The sequence below is a fragment of the Bradyrhizobium sp. B025 genome (assembly GCF_042257955.1).
GTDB classification, from domain to species: domain Bacteria; phylum Pseudomonadota; class Alphaproteobacteria; order Rhizobiales; family Xanthobacteraceae; genus Bradyrhizobium; species Bradyrhizobium diazoefficiens.
This window is the reverse complement of the sequence record NZ_CP170150.1, coordinates 6,698,812-6,717,794: the sequence shown is the minus strand read 5'-3', so window position 1 is coordinate 6,717,794 and position 18,983 is coordinate 6,698,812. Positions and strand designations below refer to the sequence as shown.

Below are 18,983 nucleotides of genomic sequence, written 5' to 3'. Positions count from 1 at the left end.
CGGTCAGCTTTCCGGAACGAGGAAGATCGCGGCGAGCGGCGGAATGGTGAGGCGGAGCTCGGGCGTCTTGCCGTCGACGGCATGAACCTCGCCGATGTTCCCGACATTGCTGCCGCCATAATGGGCGGAGTCCGAGTTGAGCACCTCTTTCCACTTGCCGGCAAAGGGCACGCGAACGCGATAGTTGCGATAGACGTTGGGGGAGAAGTTGACGATCACGAGGCAGCGCGCGTGCTCGTCGAGCCCCTTGCGCAGCCAGGCGAACACGTTGCGATTGGCGTCGTCGGTAATGAGCCATTCGAAACCGGCCTGGTCGCAGTCCATCTGGTGCAGCGCCGGCACCGCGCGATAGAGCCGGTTGAGGTCGCGGATCAGCGCCTGGATGCCCGAGTGATATTTGTATTCGAGCAGGTGCCAGTCGAGCGACTGGTCGTGATTCCATTCGCGGCTTTGCGCGATCTCGGCGCCCATGAACAAGAGCTTCTTGCCGGGATGGCCGAACATGAAGCTGTAATAGGCACGCAGGTTCGCGAAGCGCTGCCATTCGTCGCCGGGCATGCGGCCCAGGATCGAGCGCTTGCCGTGCACGACCTCGTCATGCGACAGCGGCAGGATGAAATTTTCCGAGAAGGCATAGTGCAGGCCGAACAGGATCTCGCCGTGATGATGCTTGCGGTGAATCGGATCCTTGCTGATGTAGTTCAGCGTGTCGTGCATCCAGCCCATGTTCCACTTGTAGCCGAAGCCGAGCCCGCCGAATTCGACCGGGCGCGAGACTTGCGGCCACGCCGTGGATTCTTCCGCCGCCGTGGTTGCCTGCGGAAAGCGGGCGAACAGTTCGGTGTTGAAGCGGCGCAGGAACGCGATCGCCTCGATGTTCTCCCGTCCGCCATACTGGTTGGGAATCCAGGCGCCGGGCGGGCGGCTGTAGTCGAGATAGAGCATCGATGCGACGGCATCGACGCGCAGGCCGTCGATCGCGTAGCGCTCCAGCCAGAACAGCGCGTTCGACACCAGGAAGTTCGTCACTTCGGTGCGGCCGTAATTGTAGATCAGCGTGCCCCAGTCGAGGTGCCGGCCCTGCAGCGGGTTGGCGTGCTCGTACAGCGAGGTGCCGTCGAAGCTGCCGAGCCCGTGCGGATCGTCCGGGAAGTGACCGGGCACCCAGTCGAGCAGCACGCCGACGCCTTCGCGGTGGCAGGCGTCGACCAGCGCGGCAAAATCCTCCGGCGTGCCGAACCGGCTGGTCGGTGCATAGAGGCCGGTCGGCTGATAGCCCCATGAGCCGTCGAACGGGTGCTCGCTGACGGGGAGGAATTCGAGATGCGTAAACCCCATGTCGCGGGCATAGGCCGGCAGCTGCTCGGCCAGCTCGCGGTAGGTGAGCCATTCATTGTCGCCCTTGCGCCGCCACGAGCCGAGATGGACCTCGTAGATCGACATCGGCGCCGACAGCGCATTGATGCCGTCAGGCGCCGGGCGCGGCCGCGGCAGGTGCGCCTCGTCGAACACGATGGAGGCCGTCTTCGGACGCACCTCGCTCGCGAACGCCATCGGATCGGATTTCAGCGGCAGCTGATGGCCGTGCGGCCCGACGATGTCGAACTTGTAGTGATCGCCCCGCTTGGCGTGTGGGATGAACAATTCCCAATAGCCGCTGCCGCGCACCCGCATCGGATGGCGCCGCGAATCCCAGAAATTGAAATCGCCGACGACAGACACGCGCCGCGCATTCGGCGCCAGCACCACGAAGCCGATGCCGTCGACGCCGTCGAGCGTCATCGGGTGCGCGCCGAGCTTGTCATAGAGGCGCTGATGGGTGCCTTCGCCGAGCAGATAGAGGTCGAAATCGGTCAGGATCGGCGGAAAGCGGTAGGCGTCCTCGAACTCGACGATGCTGTCGCCGAATTTGGCGCGTAGCTGGTAATGCTTCGAGCCGTTCGGCAAGGCGCCGACGAACAGGCCTGCGTCGTGGACGCGGTCGAGCCGGGCGACCTCGCCGTGCTCGCCGACCGCCTCGACATTGGAAGCCTCGGGCAGAAAGGCGCGCACCACGCTCTTGCCGCCCTCGGGATGCAGCCCGAGATAGTGGAAGGGGTCGGCGTGGCGGCCCTCGATGATCGCGTAGGCCTCGGCAGGTAGTTTAGGCATGGGCTTCGCTCTCGGCATTGGACAGAATGCGAAGCAGTCCGGTCAGCGGCGCATGGAGCCCCTCAGGCCGGTGGGACAGCTCGTACTCTACTTCGTCGAACGCTTGATCAAGCAGGAAAAACCTTAACAGGCCTTCCGCGGATTGCGGATCTTCCGGCCACAGCCGCCGATCGGTCATGGCCTCGCGATAGGCGGACAGGAAGGTCGTGGTGGCGCGCTCGCGCCATTCACTGAGCGCGGCTACAAGCCGGCTCTGCTCGTCAGTGCCTCCTGACAGGGCCCGGCCAAGCGCCACGTTCACCGAAAGATCGATCGAGCGGATCAGACCGGCGACGTCGCGCGCGGCAGGCAGCTTGCGCCGCTTGTCGGCCAGCGGCAGACGCGGATCGCCGTCGAAGTCGATGATGCAGATATCGTCCTTCACGATCAGAATTTGCCCGAGGCGGAAGTCGCCATGATGACGGATGTTCAACCCGTCGATGTCGGATGGCAAGAGCGCATTCAGGCGGTCGGGCAGGCTCGTGCGCAGCGCCGTGAGCTGGTCGATCAGCGGCCGGTCCGCTTCCCGCAGGCCGTCGCGGCTGTCGGCCAGTCGCTCGAAAACCCGCCCGGCGCGTGCCTTGAGGTCGGAGACCCAGTGCCTGATGTGGGCGGAGCCGATCGGCTCCGGAGCGAGATCGTCAGGCCTTGCCGCGGCCAGAGCGACATGCAGCTCGGCGAGGCGCCGGCCGATCTGCATGACGAAGTGCAGGTAGGGCGACTGCTCCTGGGTCTCGCGCGGCGCTTCGCCCGCCGACAAGACGCGCTGCTCGTCGATATAGCGGTCGAGATAGCCCGTGGTCACCGCCCAGCCGTCGCCCTGGTTCTCGACATAGGCATGCAGCACGCCGAGTGTGCTGCGCTGATCGCCCTCGACCAGCTCGACGCTGCCGAGCAGCGCCGGCGTATTGGCAAAGCGGGCGACTTCCGTGAGGTAGTGGCCGATCTCGATCTCGGGATTGGTGCCTCCTTCGAGCTGGCGATAGATCTTGGCGACGTACTGGTTGTCGACCAGCGCGGTGCTGTTCGACTGCTCGATCGCGCGGATGCGTCCGGGCTCCTTGATGGTGTAGTCGGCAAACCGGCTGGTCGCCTTGAACTCCAGCCGCAGATTGTTCTCTTCCACCACCAGGTTCTGCGACAGGTTGCGCAGGAACAAGCCGATGAAGATCTGGTCGGTCGCGACGTCGAGCAGCGTACCTTCGCGCGCGCCCTGGCGCACGGCGGCGAGCGCCTTCGGGTTGAAGCGCTCGCGGTCGAAGCGCACCCATTCGATCTGCATCGGCAGCACGTAGCGGGTCGCAACGGCGTCCTGTTGCGCCGCCTCGAAGAACGCGATCCAGGGCCGGTTGTCGCCGATGTCGCAGAACGGCACCGCCGAGGTCAGCGTCGGTTTGATGTGCTTGGGATCGTGCTCGGGATACCAGCGTGTCCGCGACAGGAATCCCGGCAGCACATCGTGCTCGAACACGCCGCGCTCGCGCGCCAGCGACACCCAGGTCGAGTTGACCGGCACCACCAGCGTTTCGAATTCCGGCACCGCGCGCGGCGTCACCGGCTCGGACTTGTCGCGCTCCATGAGATGGAACCAGTAGAAGCCGTACGGCCCCAGCGTGATCATGTAGGGCAGCTCGCCGATCGGCGGGAAGCGGGTGCGGCCGAGCATCTCCTGCGGGATGCGGTCCTTCCACGGCGACAGGTCGAGCTCGGTCGCCTGCGCCGCCCGCGAGAGGTTGGCAACGCAGAGGATCACCTCGTCGTGGTACTGCCGGACATAGGCCAGCACGGCGCGGTTGGCCGGGCGGATGAAGGTCATGGTGCCGCGGCCGAAGGCGAGCGTCGACTTGCGCACCGAGATCAGCCGCTTGGTGGCGCTGAGCAGCGAGGACAGGCTGCGCGATTGCGCCTCCACGTTCACCGATTCATAGCCGTAGACCGGATCCATGATCAGCGGCGCGTAGAGACGGGCCGGGTCGCAGCGCGAGAAGCCGCCGTTGCGGTCCGGGCTCCACTGCATCGGCGTGCGCACGCCGTTGCGGTCGCCGAGATAGATGTTGTCGCCCATCCCGATCTCGTCGCCGTAATAGATGATCGGCGTACCGGGGAACGACAGCAAGAGCGAGTTCATCAGCTCGATCTTGCGGCGGTCGTTGTCCATCAGCGGCGCGAGACGCCGGCGGATGCCGACGTTGATGCGGGCGCGCGGGTCGTTGGCGTAGGTGGTCCAGAGATAGTCGCGCTCGACGTCGGTGACCATTTCCAGCGTCAGCTCGTCGTGGTTGCGCAGGAACAGCGCCCATTGGCAGCTTGCCGGAATGTCCGGCGTCTGGCGCAGGATGTCGGTGATCGGGAAGCGGTCCTCCTGCGCGATCGCCATGTAGATGCGCGGCATCAGCGGGAAGTGGTAGGCCATGTGGCACTCGTCGCCACGGCCGAAATATTCCTGCACGTCCTCCGGCCATTGATTGGCCTCGGCCAGCAGCAGCTTGCCCTTGGAGTAGGAATCCAGCTCCTGGCGCAGACGCTTGATGATCGCATGCGTCTCGGGGAGGTTCTCGTTCGAAGTGCCCTCGCGCTCGCAGAGATAGGGAATGGCATCCAGCCGGAAGCCGTCGACGCCGGCGTCCAGCCAGCGCTTCATCACCTGGATGAGCGCGCTGACCACGCGCGGATTGTCGAAATTGAGGTCCGGCTGGTGCGAGAAGAAGCGGTGCCAGTAGAAGGCGCCGGCCTCGTGATCCCAGGTCCAGTTCGACTTTTCCGTGTCGGTGAAGATGATGCGCGTGCCCTGGTATTTCTGGTCGGTGTCACTCCAGACGTACCAGTTGCGGGCGCTCGAGCCCGGATGGCTGCGGCGCGCACGCTTGAACCATTTGTGCTGGTCCGAGGTGTGGTTGACGACAAGCTCGGTGATGACGCGCAAGCCGCGCTTCTGCGCCTCCTGGATGAAGCGCTTGAAGTCCTTCATCGTCCCGAAATCGGGATTGACCGAGCCGTAGTCCGCGATGTCGTAGCCGTCGTCGCGCCCGGGCGAGGGATAGAACGGCAGCAGCCACAGCGCGGTGACGCCGAGCTCCTGGAGATAGGGCAGCTTCTCGGTCAGGCCGGCGAAGTCCCCGATGCCGTCATTGTTGCTGTCCGCAAACGCCTTGACGTGCAGCTGGTAGATGATGGCGTCCTTGTACCAGAGCTCATCCACGACCTCGGCAGCCTCAATCTTCTTGGTATCGACGGAAGACAGAACATTCATGGCGTTAAGCCTTTACGCCAGGCAGCGGAACAGCAGCGCTGGATCGCGGTCGGGATCGATACGCAACCTGATCCCGCCCCATTCGATGCGGGACTGTTCGCCGGTGAGGAGATTTTCGAGTGCGGTGACGTGGCGGCGCTCGCCGCCGGCGTCGATGGTGAGGTCGCCGAGCGGCAACCAGAATTCGCGCGCATCGCGCGAGAGGGCGATGGCGGCGACGACGGTGTTGGCCGGATCGGTCGCCTCTTTCACGAAGCTGATCGTCTCGCCGTCCTCGATGCCGAGAAACCGCAAATTCGCCGTCTGCTGGAGTGCCGCATTGTCGTTGCGGATGCGGTTGAGAGCGGCGATGTAGGGCTTGATGTTGCCCGGCTTGTCCCAGTCGCGCTGCTTGATCTGGTACTTCTCGGAATCGAGATATTCCTCGCGGCCGGGGATGGCTTCGTGTTCGAGCAATTCGAAGCCGCTATAGATCCCGTAATTGCCCGACAGCGTCGCGGCCAGCGCGAGCCGCGACTTGAAGGCCCAGGCTTCGCCACTCTGGAGATGAAAGGGCAGCAGGTCCGGCGTGTTCACGAACAGGTTCGGGCGATAGAAGTCGCGCTCGGGATAACGCGTCAGCTCGCCGAGATATTGCTCCACCTCCCACTTCGACGTGCGCCAGGGAAAATAGGTGAAGGACTGCGCGAAGCCGAGCTTGGCGAGGCCATTCATCAGCTTCGGCCGTGCAAACGTCTTCGAGAACAGGATCACCTCGGGATGCCGGCGGCGGATGTCGCGGATCAGCCACTCCCAGAACGGAAGCGGCGCGGTATCGTGATTGTCGATGGCGAAGATGGTGACACCATGGTCGATCCAGAACAACATCGCGTCGCGGAACGCATTCCACAGCCCGGCCCGGTCGACGGAGGCGAAATCGGGGATGACGATGTCCGAATAGGGGCCATCAGCCGTCCGCACCGAGCGGTCCGGCCGCCATTTGAACCATTCCGGATGCTGCGTCAGCCAGGGATGGTCCGGCGAGCATTGCACGGCGAAATCGAGCGCGAGCTCGAGGCCGTATTCCAGGCAGGTCGCAACCAGCGCGCGGAAATCCTCGATGGTGCCGAGCTCGGGATGCAGCGCGTCGTGTCCGCCCTCGGCAGTGCCGATCGCATAGGGCGAGCCGGGTTCGCCTGCGGTCGCCACCGGCGCATTGTTGCGGCCCTTGCGCCTGTTATGCCCGATCGGGTGGACCGGCGTGAAGTAGAGCACGTCGAAGCCCATCGCGGCGATATCGGGCACGCGCGCGATGCAGTCGCGCAGCGTGCCGTGCCGGCCGGGGATCCGGCCCTGGCTGCGCGGCATCATCTGATACCAGGCGCCAAAGCGCGCCTTGTCGCGGTCGGCGATCAGCGGGAAGAGCGGCGAGCGCGTGAGGTCGGGCCGCGACTGGCTCTCGGCCATGGCGCTGCCGAGCTCGGTTGAGAGCAGCGGGGTGACATCGCCGGTCTGAAGATAGTCCTCGCATTGTCTGACGATCACCGCCGCGGCGTCCTGCCGCGCGCCATGCGCCTTGGTCAGGAGCCCGGCGCCCTCGATGGCGTCGAGGCTGACATCGGCGCCGGACAGCCGCTTGCGCGCGACCGCGTGAGACCAGGTCGCGAACTCGTCGGTCCAGGCCTCGATCGCGTAGAGATATTGGCCGGGCTCGACGGGCGTGAACGCGCCGGACCAACGGTCATTGCCGTGATGGATCATCGGCTCGCTCCGCCATTCCCGGTCCTGCTCGCGTCGCCAGATCAGCGCGGCGCCGACCACGGCCTCGCCGTCGCGGTAGATGTCGGCCCACACCTCGACGCACTCGCCCGCGATCCGCTTCACGGCGAAACGGCCGCCGTCGATCAAGGGATAGACGTCTTCGATGAGGAAAGCGCTGCCGGCTGCGGCACTTTCGACAGTTTGAATTGTCTTGTTCACGGTGATGCCATTGACAAGAAAGCAGGGCCCGTTTCCCTTGTCGGGAACCTACGCTTGATACCTATATAGAAAGCCGCTTGTGTGTCATTAGTTCCGCCTGGGAACGGCAGGCCCGTTTTTGAGTTACCCCTGACTAACGTCTTCCGCCACCTCGTTAAAATCCCTGCCCCCGGCCACACAATGGCCTGCAAGCTGCGTGCCGAATGGATCTTTTAGCTCAAGCCCAGATCAAGGGTGTTCAGTCCGAATTCGTGGACGCCCTCGGAAAGCTGCGGGTCACCGATCCCGTGGCCCTCAAATCCATCCTCGACGCCCTGCCGGAGAAGCGGGTTTATCGCTTCGTCAGCGGGCCCGTGGTGGTTCGCGCCCTGGGACATCCGCGGACGGAATTGGCGGCCACCGGCGCGCCGCCGCTGCAATGGAAAATCGCCGGCAACGGCAACGTGATCGCGCAAGGCGAGACGCGCGAGCCCGTCATCGCCTGGCCCGCCGGCCTGCCGCTCGGCTACCACCGCTTGACGCTGACCGATGCCGAAGGCGTGACCGAAGAGGTGCCGATGATCGTGGCGCCCGAGCGCGCCTTCGGCGGCGATTTCGACCGCGGCTGGCTGCTCGCCGTGCAGCTCTACGGCGTCCGCTCGGAGCGCAACTGGGGCATCGGCGATTTCACCGACCTTGCCGATCTCGTCCGGCTCGCAAAACAGCTCGGGGCCGACGGCGTCGGCCTCAATCCGCTGCACGTGTTGTTCGACGACCACCCGGCCGATTGCAGCCCCTATTCGCCGAACAGCCGGCTGTTTCTCAATCCGCTCTACATCGACGTCGAGGCGATCCCGGAATTTTCCGCGGACCTCGTCCCCGATGCGGCCGCGACCGCCGCGCGGCTGCGCGAAGGCGACCGCGTCCCCTATGCCGACATGGCGGCGCTGAAATGGCTGGCCTTGCGCGCTGCCTTTAACAGCTTCGTGCGGAGCGCGAGCGGCGTCCGACGCAATCAGTTCGACGCCTTCCGCGCGGATCGCGCGCCGCTGCTGTCCCGCTTTGCCTGCTTCGAGGTGCTGCGGCATCGCTTCGCCGGGCCGTGGTGGGAATGGCCGCCCGAGTGGCGGCAGCCCGACGAGACAAAATGCGCCCGGCTGCGCAACGGTCCTGACAAGCGCGAGGTCGAGTTCGTCGAATTCGTGCAATGGACCGCCGATAGCCAGTTGCACGCGGCCAAGGAGCTGGCCGGCCAGCTCGGCATGCGGGTCGGGCTTTATCTCGACGTTGCCGTCGGCGTGCAGTCCAACGGCTTCGATGCCTGGAACGAGCAGACGGCGATCTCGCGTCATCTCGCTGTCGGCGCGCCGCCCGACGTGCTCAACACGGTCGGCCAGGACTGGGGTCTTGCCGGCTTCAACGCCGGCGGCCTGGAGGCGCAATCCTTCGTGCCGTTCGCCGACATGCTGGCCGCCTCGATGCGCCATGCCGGCGCCATCCGGATCGATCACGTGCTCGGGCTGAAGCGGCTCTATCTCGTGCCGCGCGGCTTCAAGCCCGACAACGGCGCCTATGTGCAGATGCCGTTCGAGGCGCTGCTGGGCGCCGTGGCGCGCGAGAGCGCGGCCCATAAGTGCATCGTGATCGGCGAAGACCTCGGCACGGTGCCGGAAGGTTTCCGCGAGACCATGCAGGATTTCGGCATCTGGTCCTACCTCGTCATGATGTTCGAGCGCGACGATGCCGGCCACTTCCGCAACATCGACTATTACCGGCCGAACGCGCTGGTGACGCTGAACACGCACGATCTCTGCACCTATGCGGGTTGGCGCTCCTTCAGCGATCTCAAGATGAAGCTGTCGCTCGGGCTCGATCCCGGCGAGGACGACAAGGCCCGCTGGCATGCGCTCGGCATGCTCGATGAGATCCTGCGCCAGAACGGCATCAACGCCAACGATCTCTATTCGGTGCTCGCCTTCCTGTCGCGCACGCCCTCGCGGCTGCTCGCGGTGTCGCTGGAGGATCTGCTCGGCGTGATCGACCAGCCCAACATTCCCGGCACGATCGACGAGCATCCGAACTGGCGGCAGCGCCTGCCTGTCACGCTCGACAAGATCGCCTCGAAGGTCGATCTCACGGCCTTGAGAGCGGCGACGCGGGAACGTTCGTTGCTCGGCGGGAGTTAATCCGCCGGGGTTTTTAGGCTCGCACGACATTGTCTCAGAGGATCGAGGATTATGCGCTGATCGGCGACTGCGAGACCGCGGCGCTGGTCGGGCGCAACGGCTCGATCGACTGGTTGTGCTGGCCCGCCTTCGATTCCGACGCCTGCTTTGCCGCAATCCTCGGCACGCGCAAAAACGGCCGCTGGCAGATCGCGCCGGCCGGGGACGTCACCACGACGTCACGCCGCTATCTCGGCGATACCCTCATCCTCGAAACGCAGTTTGAGACGAGGAGCGGCATTGTCGCCTTGATCGACTTCATGCCGCCGCGCGGCAAGGCGTCCGACGTCGTGCGGCTGGTGCGCGGCGTCAGCGGCACGGTGAAGCTGCGGATGGAGCTCGTGATCCGCTTCGGTTTCGGCGTCGATATTCCCTGGGTACGCCGCTGCAGGGACGGTTCGCTGCTGGCGGTCGCCGGCCAGGACATGACCGTGCTGCGCACGCCGGTCGGGACCCGCGGCGAGGACCTGACGACGGTTGCCGAATTCGAGGTGAAGGCCGGCGAGACCGTGCCGTTCGTGCTGACCTATGGCCCCTCGCACCTCGATCCGCCCGAGCCGATCGACCCGGAGATCGCGCTCCGGGAGACCGAAAGATTCTGGAAGGACTGGTGCAGCCGCTGCACGCGGGACGGCGAGTATCACGATCTCATCATGCGCTCGCTGATCACGCTGAAGGCGCTGACCTTCGGCCCGACCGGCGGCATCGTCGCGGCGCCCACGACCTCGCTGCCCGAGAAGCTCGGCGGCAGCAGGAACTGGGACTACCGCTTCTGCTGGCTGCGCGATGCCACCTTCACGCTGCTGGCGCTGATGAACTCGGGTTATACCGAGGAGGCCTTGGCCTGGCACAATTGGCTCTTGCGCGCCGCCGCCGGCTCGCCGGCGAACATGCAGATCATGTACGGCATCTGGGGCCAGCGGCGCCTGCTGGAATGGGAGGCGGGCTGGCTCGACGGCTATGAGGGCGCCCAGCCGGTCCGCGTCGGCAATGCCGCGCACGCACAGCTGCAGCTCGACGTCTATGGCGAGCTGACCGACGCCTTCCACCAGTCGCGCATGGCCAGGCTCAAGCTCAATGACGAAGCGACCTGGGCGCTGGAATGCGCGGTGCTCAATCATCTCGCCGAGGTCTGGGACCAGCCCGACCACGGCATCTGGGAGCGGCGCGGCGAGCCGAAGCACTACGTCTTCTCCAAGGTGATGACCTGGGTCGCCTTCGACCGCGGCATCAAGAGCGCCGAGACCTTTGGCTTCAGGGCGCCGCTGCTGCACTGGCGCGCGCTGCGCGAGGCCATTCACCGCGACGTCTGCAACAATGGCTTCGACGCGGAGGAAAATGCCTTCGTCGAGTCCTACGGCTCAAAGCTGCTCGACGCCAGCGTGCTGCTGGTGCCGGCGGTCGGCTTCCTGCCGGCGGAGGACCCGCGCATCCGCGGCACCATCGCAGCCGTCGAAAAGCACCTGATGTGCGACGGCTTCGTGCTGCGGCACGATCCGCGCGAAGTGTCCGAGGAAAAGCAGCCGACCGAGGGCGCGTTCCTGGCCTGCACCCTCTGGCTCGCCGATGCCTATGTGCTGTCGGGCGATCTCGACACGGCGCAGGTGCTGTTCGACCGCGTGGCCGCCCTTGCCAACGACGTCGGGCTATTGGCCGAGGAATACGATTCCGTGGCGGGCCGCCAGACCGGCAACTTCCCGCAGGCGCTGACCCACATCGCGCTGGTCAACACCGCGCATAATCTATCGGCGGCAAGGCAGGAGAGCGAGAAGCCCGCGATGCAGCGGTCGAAGTAGATCGGCGCGGCAGGTTCTTCACCTCTCCCCGCTGGGGAGAGGTGGGTACCCAGCGGCAGGCGATAGTTGAGGCCATCAAGCCCTAGCCGACCCCGTTCCGCTTCAAGATCATCTCCATCGCCTCGGCAAAGCCGTCCTGCTCGTTGGTGGCGGTGACGTGGGTGGCCTGGTCCTTGACGTCGTCGGTGGCGTTGCCCATGGCGATCGAGGTGCCGCTGACGCGGAACATCGCGAGGTCGTTCTGCATGTCGCCGATGGTCGCGACCGCGTCGGTCGAGATGTCGAGGCGCTTGGCCATCGCCTCGACGAAGGTGCCCTTGTCGAAGCCGGGCGGGGTGATGTCGAGATAATAGGTCTGCGAGCGCACCGCGGTCGCCTCGCTGCCGAGCGCCTCCTGCATCGCCTTCTCGCAAGCGGCGAGTCCGGCGGCGTCGGCGCTGGCGCCGACGATCTTGCAGGCGCTCGCAAGGTACGGCGAGAAATCCGTCACGATGGTCGGATCGGAGCGGATGGTGTGCTGCTCATGGGCAACGTATTTACCGCCAGGGTTGTCGATCAGCCATTTGTCGGTGGTGAACAGCCAGATGTCGGCGCGGAACTCCCGGAGGATCTGCAAGGACCGCTCGACCGCGCCTGCGGGGATGAGGTGCTGTTCGACCGGCTTCATCTCGGGATCGACGATCGAGGAGCCGTTGAACGGGCCGACCGGCAGCCACAGCGCCAGCGGCTCGATCAGGAAGCGCATGCCGATGGCGGGGCGGCTGGAGGTGATGGTGAAGCCGATGCCGGCCTGGTGCAGCCGCTGCACCGCGGACCTCGCACGTTCCGTCAGCGTCTTGTCCTTGGTCAGCAGCGTGCCGTCGACGTCGGAGACCACGAGTGAGATTGGCGTCATGGCAGAACCTTGGGTATTGCGCCGCCCAGTTTCAATTGCCGCACGACGCCGTCCACGATCGCCTCGACGGTTTCGTCGATCGAGACGGTGACGACGTGCTCGCTCGCCTCCGGGGCTTCCAGCGTGTTGAACTGGCTCGTCAGCAGCCCTGGCGGCATGAAGTGGCCCTTGCGGTGCGCGAGGCGTTCGGCGATCAGCTCCTTCGTGCCCTTCAGGAAGACGAAGCGGACGTCGTCGCGCCCCCGCAGCAGTACGTCACGATAGGTGTGCTTCAGCGCCGAGCAGGCGATGATGACGTGCTTGCCGCTCTTGCAGACCCGTTCGATCTCGTCGGCGATGGCGTTGAGCCAGGGCCAGCGGTCCTCGTCGGTGAGGGGATGGCCGGCCTTCATCTTCTCGACATTGCTGGCGGGATGAAAGCTGTCGCCGTCCTCGAAGCGCCAGCCGAGCCGCTCGCCCAGCGCCTCCGCAACCGTGCTCTTGCCCGAACCCGACACGCCCATCACGATCAACGCACAAGGTGCTTCAACGCGGCCCACGAATTTCCTCCGGAAGCGCGGCCTGGTCGACCAGCCAGACGGTCTCACCATTCGAGCGCGCGCGTACAGCCGGCAGAGTCTCGCCATTGAGGAGGCGCGTCAAGATCGGCTGCTTGTCATGTCCCGCAATCTCGAACAGCATTTCGCGGCAGGACGCAAGGACGGGCAGGGTGAGGGAGACCCGCGGCACGAAGGGGGCCACATTGGCCTTGGGCACCCCGACGACCCAACGCTTGCTCTCCTCGATCTCGGGGTAGCCGGGAAACAGCGAGGCGGTGTGGCCGTCCGGGCCGGCACCCATCAAGACCAGGTCGAACAGCGGCCGGGCCGGATCGAGGCTTTCCGAACCATAGAAGGCCTGCAGCTCGCGCGCATAGGCGGCGGCGCCTTGATCCGGGTTCTCAGTCGCGGTCGGGATCGGGTGGACATGGCCGGAGGGCGCATCGCGGTCGAGAAAGGCCGCGCGCGCGACCGCCATGTTGTTGAGGGGATCGCTCTCAGCCACGAAGCGCTCGTCGCCGATGAACCAGTGCACGCGATCCCACGGGATTTTTCCACGCCAGGAATCGCCGCCGAGCAGTTGATAGAGCTTTTTCGGGCTCGAGCCGCCGGTCAGGCAGATCGCGATACGCCCCGGATTGGCGCCAATCCGCGCCATCACCCGTTCCGCCGCGGCCTGCGCAAGGGCCTCGGCGTCGGCCGCGACAATCAGCTTCGGCTGGCCGGCCGCCGCCATCACGAAAACTTCCGCCAGCTTCGTCCGTCGCGCCGGAGCAGCTCGTCCGCGCAGGCGGGGCCGTCGCTGCCGGCTTCATAGGTCTCGATGCCGTTGGTGCCCTCGCTCTTCCAGGCGTCCAGGAACGGCTGCACCGCCTGCCATCCGGCCTCGATGCCGTCGGCGCGCTGGAACAGTATGTTGTCGCCGATCATGCAGTCGTAGATCAGCGTCTCGTAGCCGGTCGAGGGATCGACGCGGAAATAGTCGCCATAGCGGAACTTCATCTCGACGCCGTCGATGGTGATGCTCGGGCCCGGAATCTTGGCGTTGAACTGAAGCTCGATGGTCTCGGTCGGCGCGATGCCGATGGTAAGGAAGTTCTGCGACAGGCGGTCGACGTCCGTGCCCGAAAACATCGACAGCGGCGCCTGCTTGAACTTGATCGCGACTTCGGTGCGCTTGTGACCCAGCGCCTTGCCGGTGCGCAAGTAGAAGGGGACGCCGGCCCAGCGCCAATTGTCGATCATCAGCTTGAGCGCGACAAAGGTCTCGGTGGTGCTGCCGGGCTTGACGTCCTCGGTCTTGCGATAGTCCGTGATCTCCTCGTCGCCGATGCGGCCGGCGAGATATTGCGCGCGCACTGAATTCTTCAGCGCCTCTTCCCGGCTGGGCTGCTGGATCGAGGTGAGCACGTCGGCCTTCTCGGAGCGCACGGAATGCGCGTCGAAGCGGGCGGGGGGCTCCATCGCGACCAGCGACATCAGCTGGAACAGATGGTTCGGTACCATGTCGCGCAGCGCGCCGGTGGCGTCGTAGAAGCCGCCGCGATGGCCGACGCCGAGCTTCTCTTCCACCGTGATCTGGATGTGGTCGATGTGGTTGCGATTCCAGATCGGCTCGAACATGCCGTTGGCAAAGCGCAGCACCAAAATGTTCTGCACCGTCTCCTTGCCGAGATAGTGATCGATCCGGTAGATCTGGTGCTCGTCCATGATCTTCAGGAGCTCGGCGTTCAGCGCGCGTGCCGAGGCGAGATCGGTGCCGAACGGCTTTTCGATCACGAGGCGTCGCCAGGCGCCGTTCTCCTCCATCATGCCGGTGCGGCCGAGCTCGCGCGCGGTCGGCGCGAACGCGGCGGGCGGCGTTGCCAGATAGAACAGCCGGTTGCCGCCGGTGTCCTGCGCGCATTCCAGCGAATCCAGATGCTCGCGCAAGCGGTCGAAGGACGGCGAGTCCTTCGGGTCGGCCTCGACGAAGGTCAGGCATTGCAGCAGCTTCTGGGCGATATCGTCGTCCACGGGTCGCGTCGCGAACTGGCGCAGGCCCTTCAACAGGCTGCTGCGCAGCTCGTCATCCGATTGGCCCTTGCGGGCCACGCCGACGACACAGAACTTTTCCGGTAACAGGTGCTCGGCCGCGAGATTGTAGAGCGAGGGCATCACAAGGCGATGAGTAAGGTCTCCGGTCACGCCAAAGATGACGAAGGCGCAATTTTCCGGCTTGCGCTTGGCTTGCGGGTCTTTTGTCACGAATGATCGGCCTTCGCTCTGTTACTTGATACTTCGCCTTTTATTTGGGCTTCGAAGCGCCCGGCTGCTTCGGCTCCTTGTGGCCGCCGAAACCCGCGCGCATCGCGGAGAGAATTTTTTCGGCGAAGGTGTGTTCCTTGCGGGAACGGAAACGTGTGTAGAGCGCCGCGGTCAGAACTTCGGCCGGCACCGCTTCGTCGATCGCCGCATTCACGGTCCAGCGGCCTTCGCCGGAATCTTCGACGAAGCCGGAATATTCCGCCAATGCCGGGCTGTCGGCGAGCGCCGTCGAGGTGAGATCGAGCAGCCAAGACGGGATCACGCTGCCGCGCCGCCAGACTTCTGCGATGTCGGCGAGATCGAAATCGTAGCGATGGTCCGCCGGCAAGGCATCGATGTTGGCGTTCTTGAGGATGTCGAACCCTTCGGCATAGGCCTGCATCAGGCCGTATTCGATGCCGTTGTGGATCATCTTGACGAAGTGGCCGGCGCCGACGGGGCCGGCGTGGATATAGCCCTGCTCGATGCGGGGATCGCGCCTCTCACGTCCTTCCGTGCGCGGAATGTCGCCGGCGCCGGGCGCGAGCGCGGCGAAGATCGGATCGAGCCGGTCGACCACCTGTTTCTCGCCGCCGATCATCATGCAATAGCCGCGGTCGAGACCCCAGACGCCGCCGGAGGTGCCAACGTCGACATAGTGGATGCCGCGTGCCTTCAGCGCCTTGCCGCGGCGGACGTCGTCCTGCCAGAAGGTGTTGCCGCCGTCGATGATGACGTCGCCTTCCTGCATCACGCCCGCGATCGTGTCGATCGTCGTCTCGGTGATGCGTCCCGCAGGCAGCATCACCCAGGCCGTGCGCGGCCGCTCCAGCTTTGCGACGAACTCCTCCAGCGTCGCCGAGCCTACCGCGCCGTCTGCGGCAAGGCCGGCGACGGCTTTGGCGTCCTTGTCATAGACCACGGTCGAATGGCCGTGGCGCATCAGCCGGCGAACGATGTTGCCGCCCATCCGGCCGAGGCCGATCATGCCGAGTTGCATCTGAGAGATTCCCTTAATTCAGCGCGTCGTTAAGCGCCGCGTTGAGCGCCGCGAGACCCTTCTTGAGTCCGCCCTTCAGGTGGACGCGCAATGCGCGCCGCCCGCGCTCGGTGAGCACATCGAAATCGCCGCGCGCCTGCGCCGCCTTGATCACGCCGAAGCTGGCCTTCTGGCCCGGCACGGCCAGGTCCTTGGCGTCGTCAGCGGTGATCTGGAGGAACACGCCGCTGTCGGGCCCGCCCTTGTAGGCCTGTCCCGTCGAGTGCAGGAAGCGCGGTCCGAACTCGGCGCAGGTCGCGACATGGCGCTTCTCGCGCACCTCGAGCCGCATCGCCTGAAGCGCGTCGATGGTGGCCTTGTCGCGCGCGATGTAGCCAAGCAGGGCGACATAATCGCCATGGCCCGAGCGCGAGAGATGCGCCTTCAGCCAGGAAGTGAGGTCGCCGTTGGCGCCGGCGGCGCGCAGTGCCGTGGCGTTGGCCTCGTCGGTGTAGAGATCGGCCTCGTCGGTGCTGACCACCGGCTGCTCCGCCGGCAGCGCGCCGGTCTTCTCGAACGACGCGGTGAGCTCGCGGGTCTTGATCTTGGCCGCTTCCACGTCCGGCTGGTCGAACGGGTTGATGCCGAGGATGCTGCCTGCCACCGCCGTGGCCATCTCGAAGCGGAAGAACTCCTGACCGAGATGGTCGATCGACTTCATGACGATGCGCACGACGGGATGGCCGGCCGCTTCGATCGCGGCAAGCTTCGAATCATGGGCGGCGTCCGCCTCGCCCTCGGTGCGGATGTCGATGAAGAAGCGGTCGTTGCCGTAAGCCGCGGCTTCGCCCAGCGGCTCGCCGTCGATCGGGATCAGGCCCTTGCCCTCCTTGCCGGTCGATTCCGCGATCAGCTGCTCGGCCCAGGCGCCGAAATCGGTGATCTTCTTCGACGACAGGATCGTCACCTTGTCGCGGCCTTCGAGGCCGGCGAGGCCCATGGCAAGGCCGAGCTGCACGCCGGGATTCTCGCTTGGCGGCACGTCCGGTCCGCAGGAGCGGGCCATCGCGAGCGCATGCTTGACGAAGGTCTTGACGTCGATGCCCGCGGTCGCCGCCGGCACGAGGCCGAACGGCGAGAGCACCGAATAGCGGCCGCCGATCGAGGGCTCGCCGTGGAAGATACGGGCGTAGTTCAGCGTCTTGGCCGACTTCTCCAGCGACGAGCCGGGATCGGTCACCGCGATGAAGCGGTGGCCGGTCTTCACCTTGGGGCCGACCGCCTGCGCGACGCGGTCGTGGAAATAGTCCTTCATCGCGTTCGGCTCGGTGGTGCCGCCCGACTTGCTGGATACGATGAACACGGTGTTGGCGATGTCGATCTTCGCTTCCATCGCCCGCACCTGGGCGGGATCGGTGGAATCGAGCACATGCAGCTTCGGAAAGCCTGACTTTCGCGCAAAGGTCTCGGCCAGCACCTCGGGCCCGAGGCTCGATCCGCCCATGCCGAGCACGACCGCATCGGAGAATTTCTGGCCCTTCACGCGGCTCGCATAGTCCTCGTAGTCGGCGACGTCGGCCTTGGCGGCGCTGTCGAGCCAGCCGAGCCATTTGTCCTCGTCGGCCCCGGTCCAGACCGATTTGTCACGCTGCCACAGCCTGCGGATCTTGGCCGACGCGCGCCATTCCTCGGTGCTCTTCGCCACCGCCTTACCGAGCCCGTCGCCGAGCGACAACTGCTGGCGGTCGAGCGCGGGCCCGAGCACGATGGCGCGCTTGTGCGCAACGGCGCCGTAGAGCTTGTCGGCGGCGTCGGCGAACAGCTTGACGCCATCCTTGACCAGCTCTTCGGTGATCGCGTCGAGCGAGACGCCGGAGCGCTCCAGCTCCTCCAGCACGCGCCTTGCGTCGTCGATGTTCTCTTCCAGGCTGTCGCGCGGCTGGCCGTGGTCGCGGAACGCATCCAGCGTTGCCGGCGGCACGGTGTTGATGGTGTCGGGGCCGATCAGCTCCTCGACATAGAGGACGTCGCTGTAATCCTTGTTCTTGGTGCCGGTCGAGGCCCACAGCATGCGCTGCGGCCTGGCGCCCCTGGCGGCGAGCCTCTCCCAGCGGGAACCGGAGAACAGGCGCTTGTAATCCTGGTAGGCGACCTTGGCGTTGGCGATGGCGACCTTGCCCTTCAGCGCGGCCAGCCGTTCCTTCTCGCTGGGGTCGTTGGCGCGCGCGATCTTCTCGTCGAGCTGCTTGTCGACCACCGAGTCGATGCGGCTGACGAAGAAGCTCGCGACGCTCGCGACATGCGACGGATCGCCGCCGCCTGCGACGTATTTCTCGAGGCCGGCGAGATAGGCCTCCGCGACCTGGAGGTAGACGTCCCTGGAGAACAGCAGCGTGATGTTGATGCTGATGCCCTCGCCGATGAGCGTCTCGATCGCTGGCAGGCCTTCCGGCGTCGCCGGCACCTTAACCATCAGGTTCTCGCGGTTGACGTCCTTCCAGAGCCGCCGTGCCTCGGCGACCGTCCCGGTGGTGTCCATCGCAAGATAGGGCGAGACCTCCAGGCTGACATAGCCGTCGCCCCCCTTGAGGCGGTCATAGACCGGGCGGAGCACGTCGGCGGCGTTCTGGATGTCCTCGACCGCGACGGCTTCGAACAGGTCGGCCACGCTCCGGTCGCCGCGCTTCAGCGCCTTGCCGATCGGGGCGTCGTACTCGTCCGAACTGCCGATCGCCTTCTCGAAGATCGACGGATTGGAGGTGACGCCCTTGACGCCGTCGGTGTCGATCAGCCGCTTGAGGTCGCCCTTGGCGATGAAGCCACGGGCCAGGAAGTCCAGCCAGACGGCTTGTCCGTGCTTTTCCAGTTCTTTGACGGGATTCATG

Annotated in this window: 11 protein-coding genes; 2 read left to right on the top strand and 9 right to left on the bottom strand. The window is 65.5% G+C overall.

Features of this window, described 5'->3' with window-relative positions:
- Window positions 1-3: 3 nt before the first annotated feature.
- From glgB to ACE10W_RS31565, 3 genes are read right to left on the bottom strand one after another with little or no spacing between them, the layout of a single operon-like run.
- Complete coding sequence (glgB, locus tag ACE10W_RS31575) at window positions 4-2,151, bottom strand: 1,4-alpha-glucan branching protein GlgB (RefSeq protein ID WP_038965697.1); 2,148 nt, start codon at window positions 2,149-2,151, stop codon at window positions 4-6.
- A complete protein-coding gene (gene treS, locus ACE10W_RS31570; RefSeq protein ID WP_011089506.1) occupies window positions 2,144-5,440 on the bottom strand; it encodes a maltose alpha-D-glucosyltransferase in 3,297 nt (1,098 codons plus the stop codon). The genes glgB and treS overlap by 8 nt, the downstream gene beginning before the upstream one ends.
- Before the next feature lie 12 nt (window positions 5,441-5,452).
- Window positions 5,453-7,399, bottom strand: coding sequence for a maltotransferase domain-containing protein (locus tag ACE10W_RS31565; RefSeq protein WP_375762378.1), 1,947 nt, complete (start codon window positions 7,397-7,399; stop codon window positions 5,453-5,455).
- 203 nt (window positions 7,400-7,602) lie between these two features.
- Here ACE10W_RS31565 and malQ point away from each other — a divergent pair, with 203 nt between their 5' ends.
- Entirely contained in the window at window positions 7,603-9,564 is a 1,962-nt protein-coding gene (gene malQ, locus ACE10W_RS31560) for a 4-alpha-glucanotransferase (protein WP_375762377.1), read from the top strand.
- 29 nt (window positions 9,565-9,593) lie between these two features.
- Window positions 9,594-11,399, top strand: a complete 1,806-nt coding sequence (locus tag ACE10W_RS31555) for a glycoside hydrolase family 15 protein (protein ID WP_375762376.1) — start codon at window positions 9,594-9,596, stop codon at window positions 11,397-11,399.
- A gap of 82 nt (window positions 11,400-11,481) precedes the next feature.
- Here ACE10W_RS31555 and ACE10W_RS31550 read toward each other — a convergent pair whose 3' ends face one another.
- The 6 genes from ACE10W_RS31550 to ACE10W_RS31525 are packed head-to-tail and all read right to left on the bottom strand — an operon-like array spanning window position 11,482 to window position 18,982.
- Entirely contained in the window at window positions 11,482-12,294 is an 813-nt protein-coding gene (locus ACE10W_RS31550; protein WP_161533608.1) for an HAD family hydrolase, read from the bottom strand.
- Window positions 12,291-12,833 (bottom strand): gluconokinase, encoded by a 543-nt coding sequence (locus tag ACE10W_RS31545; RefSeq protein WP_011089501.1) that lies wholly within the window; start codon window positions 12,831-12,833, stop codon window positions 12,291-12,293. The genes ACE10W_RS31550 and ACE10W_RS31545 overlap by 4 nt, the downstream gene beginning before the upstream one ends.
- Window positions 12,820-13,569 (bottom strand): 6-phosphogluconolactonase, encoded by a 750-nt coding sequence (gene pgl / locus ACE10W_RS31540; protein ID WP_375762785.1) that lies wholly within the window; start codon window positions 13,567-13,569, stop codon window positions 12,820-12,822. Before pgl ends, ACE10W_RS31545 begins: the two co-directional genes overlap by 14 nt.
- Entirely contained in the window at window positions 13,569-15,080 is a 1,512-nt protein-coding gene (gene zwf / locus ACE10W_RS31535; protein ID WP_011089499.1) for a glucose-6-phosphate dehydrogenase, read from the bottom strand. Before zwf ends, pgl begins: the two co-directional genes overlap by 1 nt.
- A gap of 40 nt (window positions 15,081-15,120) precedes the next feature.
- Complete coding sequence (gene gnd, locus ACE10W_RS31530; RefSeq protein ID WP_375762375.1) at window positions 15,121-16,119, bottom strand: phosphogluconate dehydrogenase (NAD(+)-dependent, decarboxylating); 999 nt, start codon at window positions 16,117-16,119, stop codon at window positions 15,121-15,123.
- A 13-nt stretch (window positions 16,120-16,132) separates the two neighbouring features.
- Window positions 16,133-18,982 carry a bifunctional transaldolase/phosoglucose isomerase gene (locus ACE10W_RS31525; RefSeq protein ID WP_375762374.1) on the bottom strand — a complete coding sequence of 950 codons (2,850 nt, stop codon included), beginning with the start codon at window positions 18,980-18,982 and terminating at the stop codon, window positions 16,133-16,135.
- Window position 18,983: the final 1 nt, after the last annotated feature.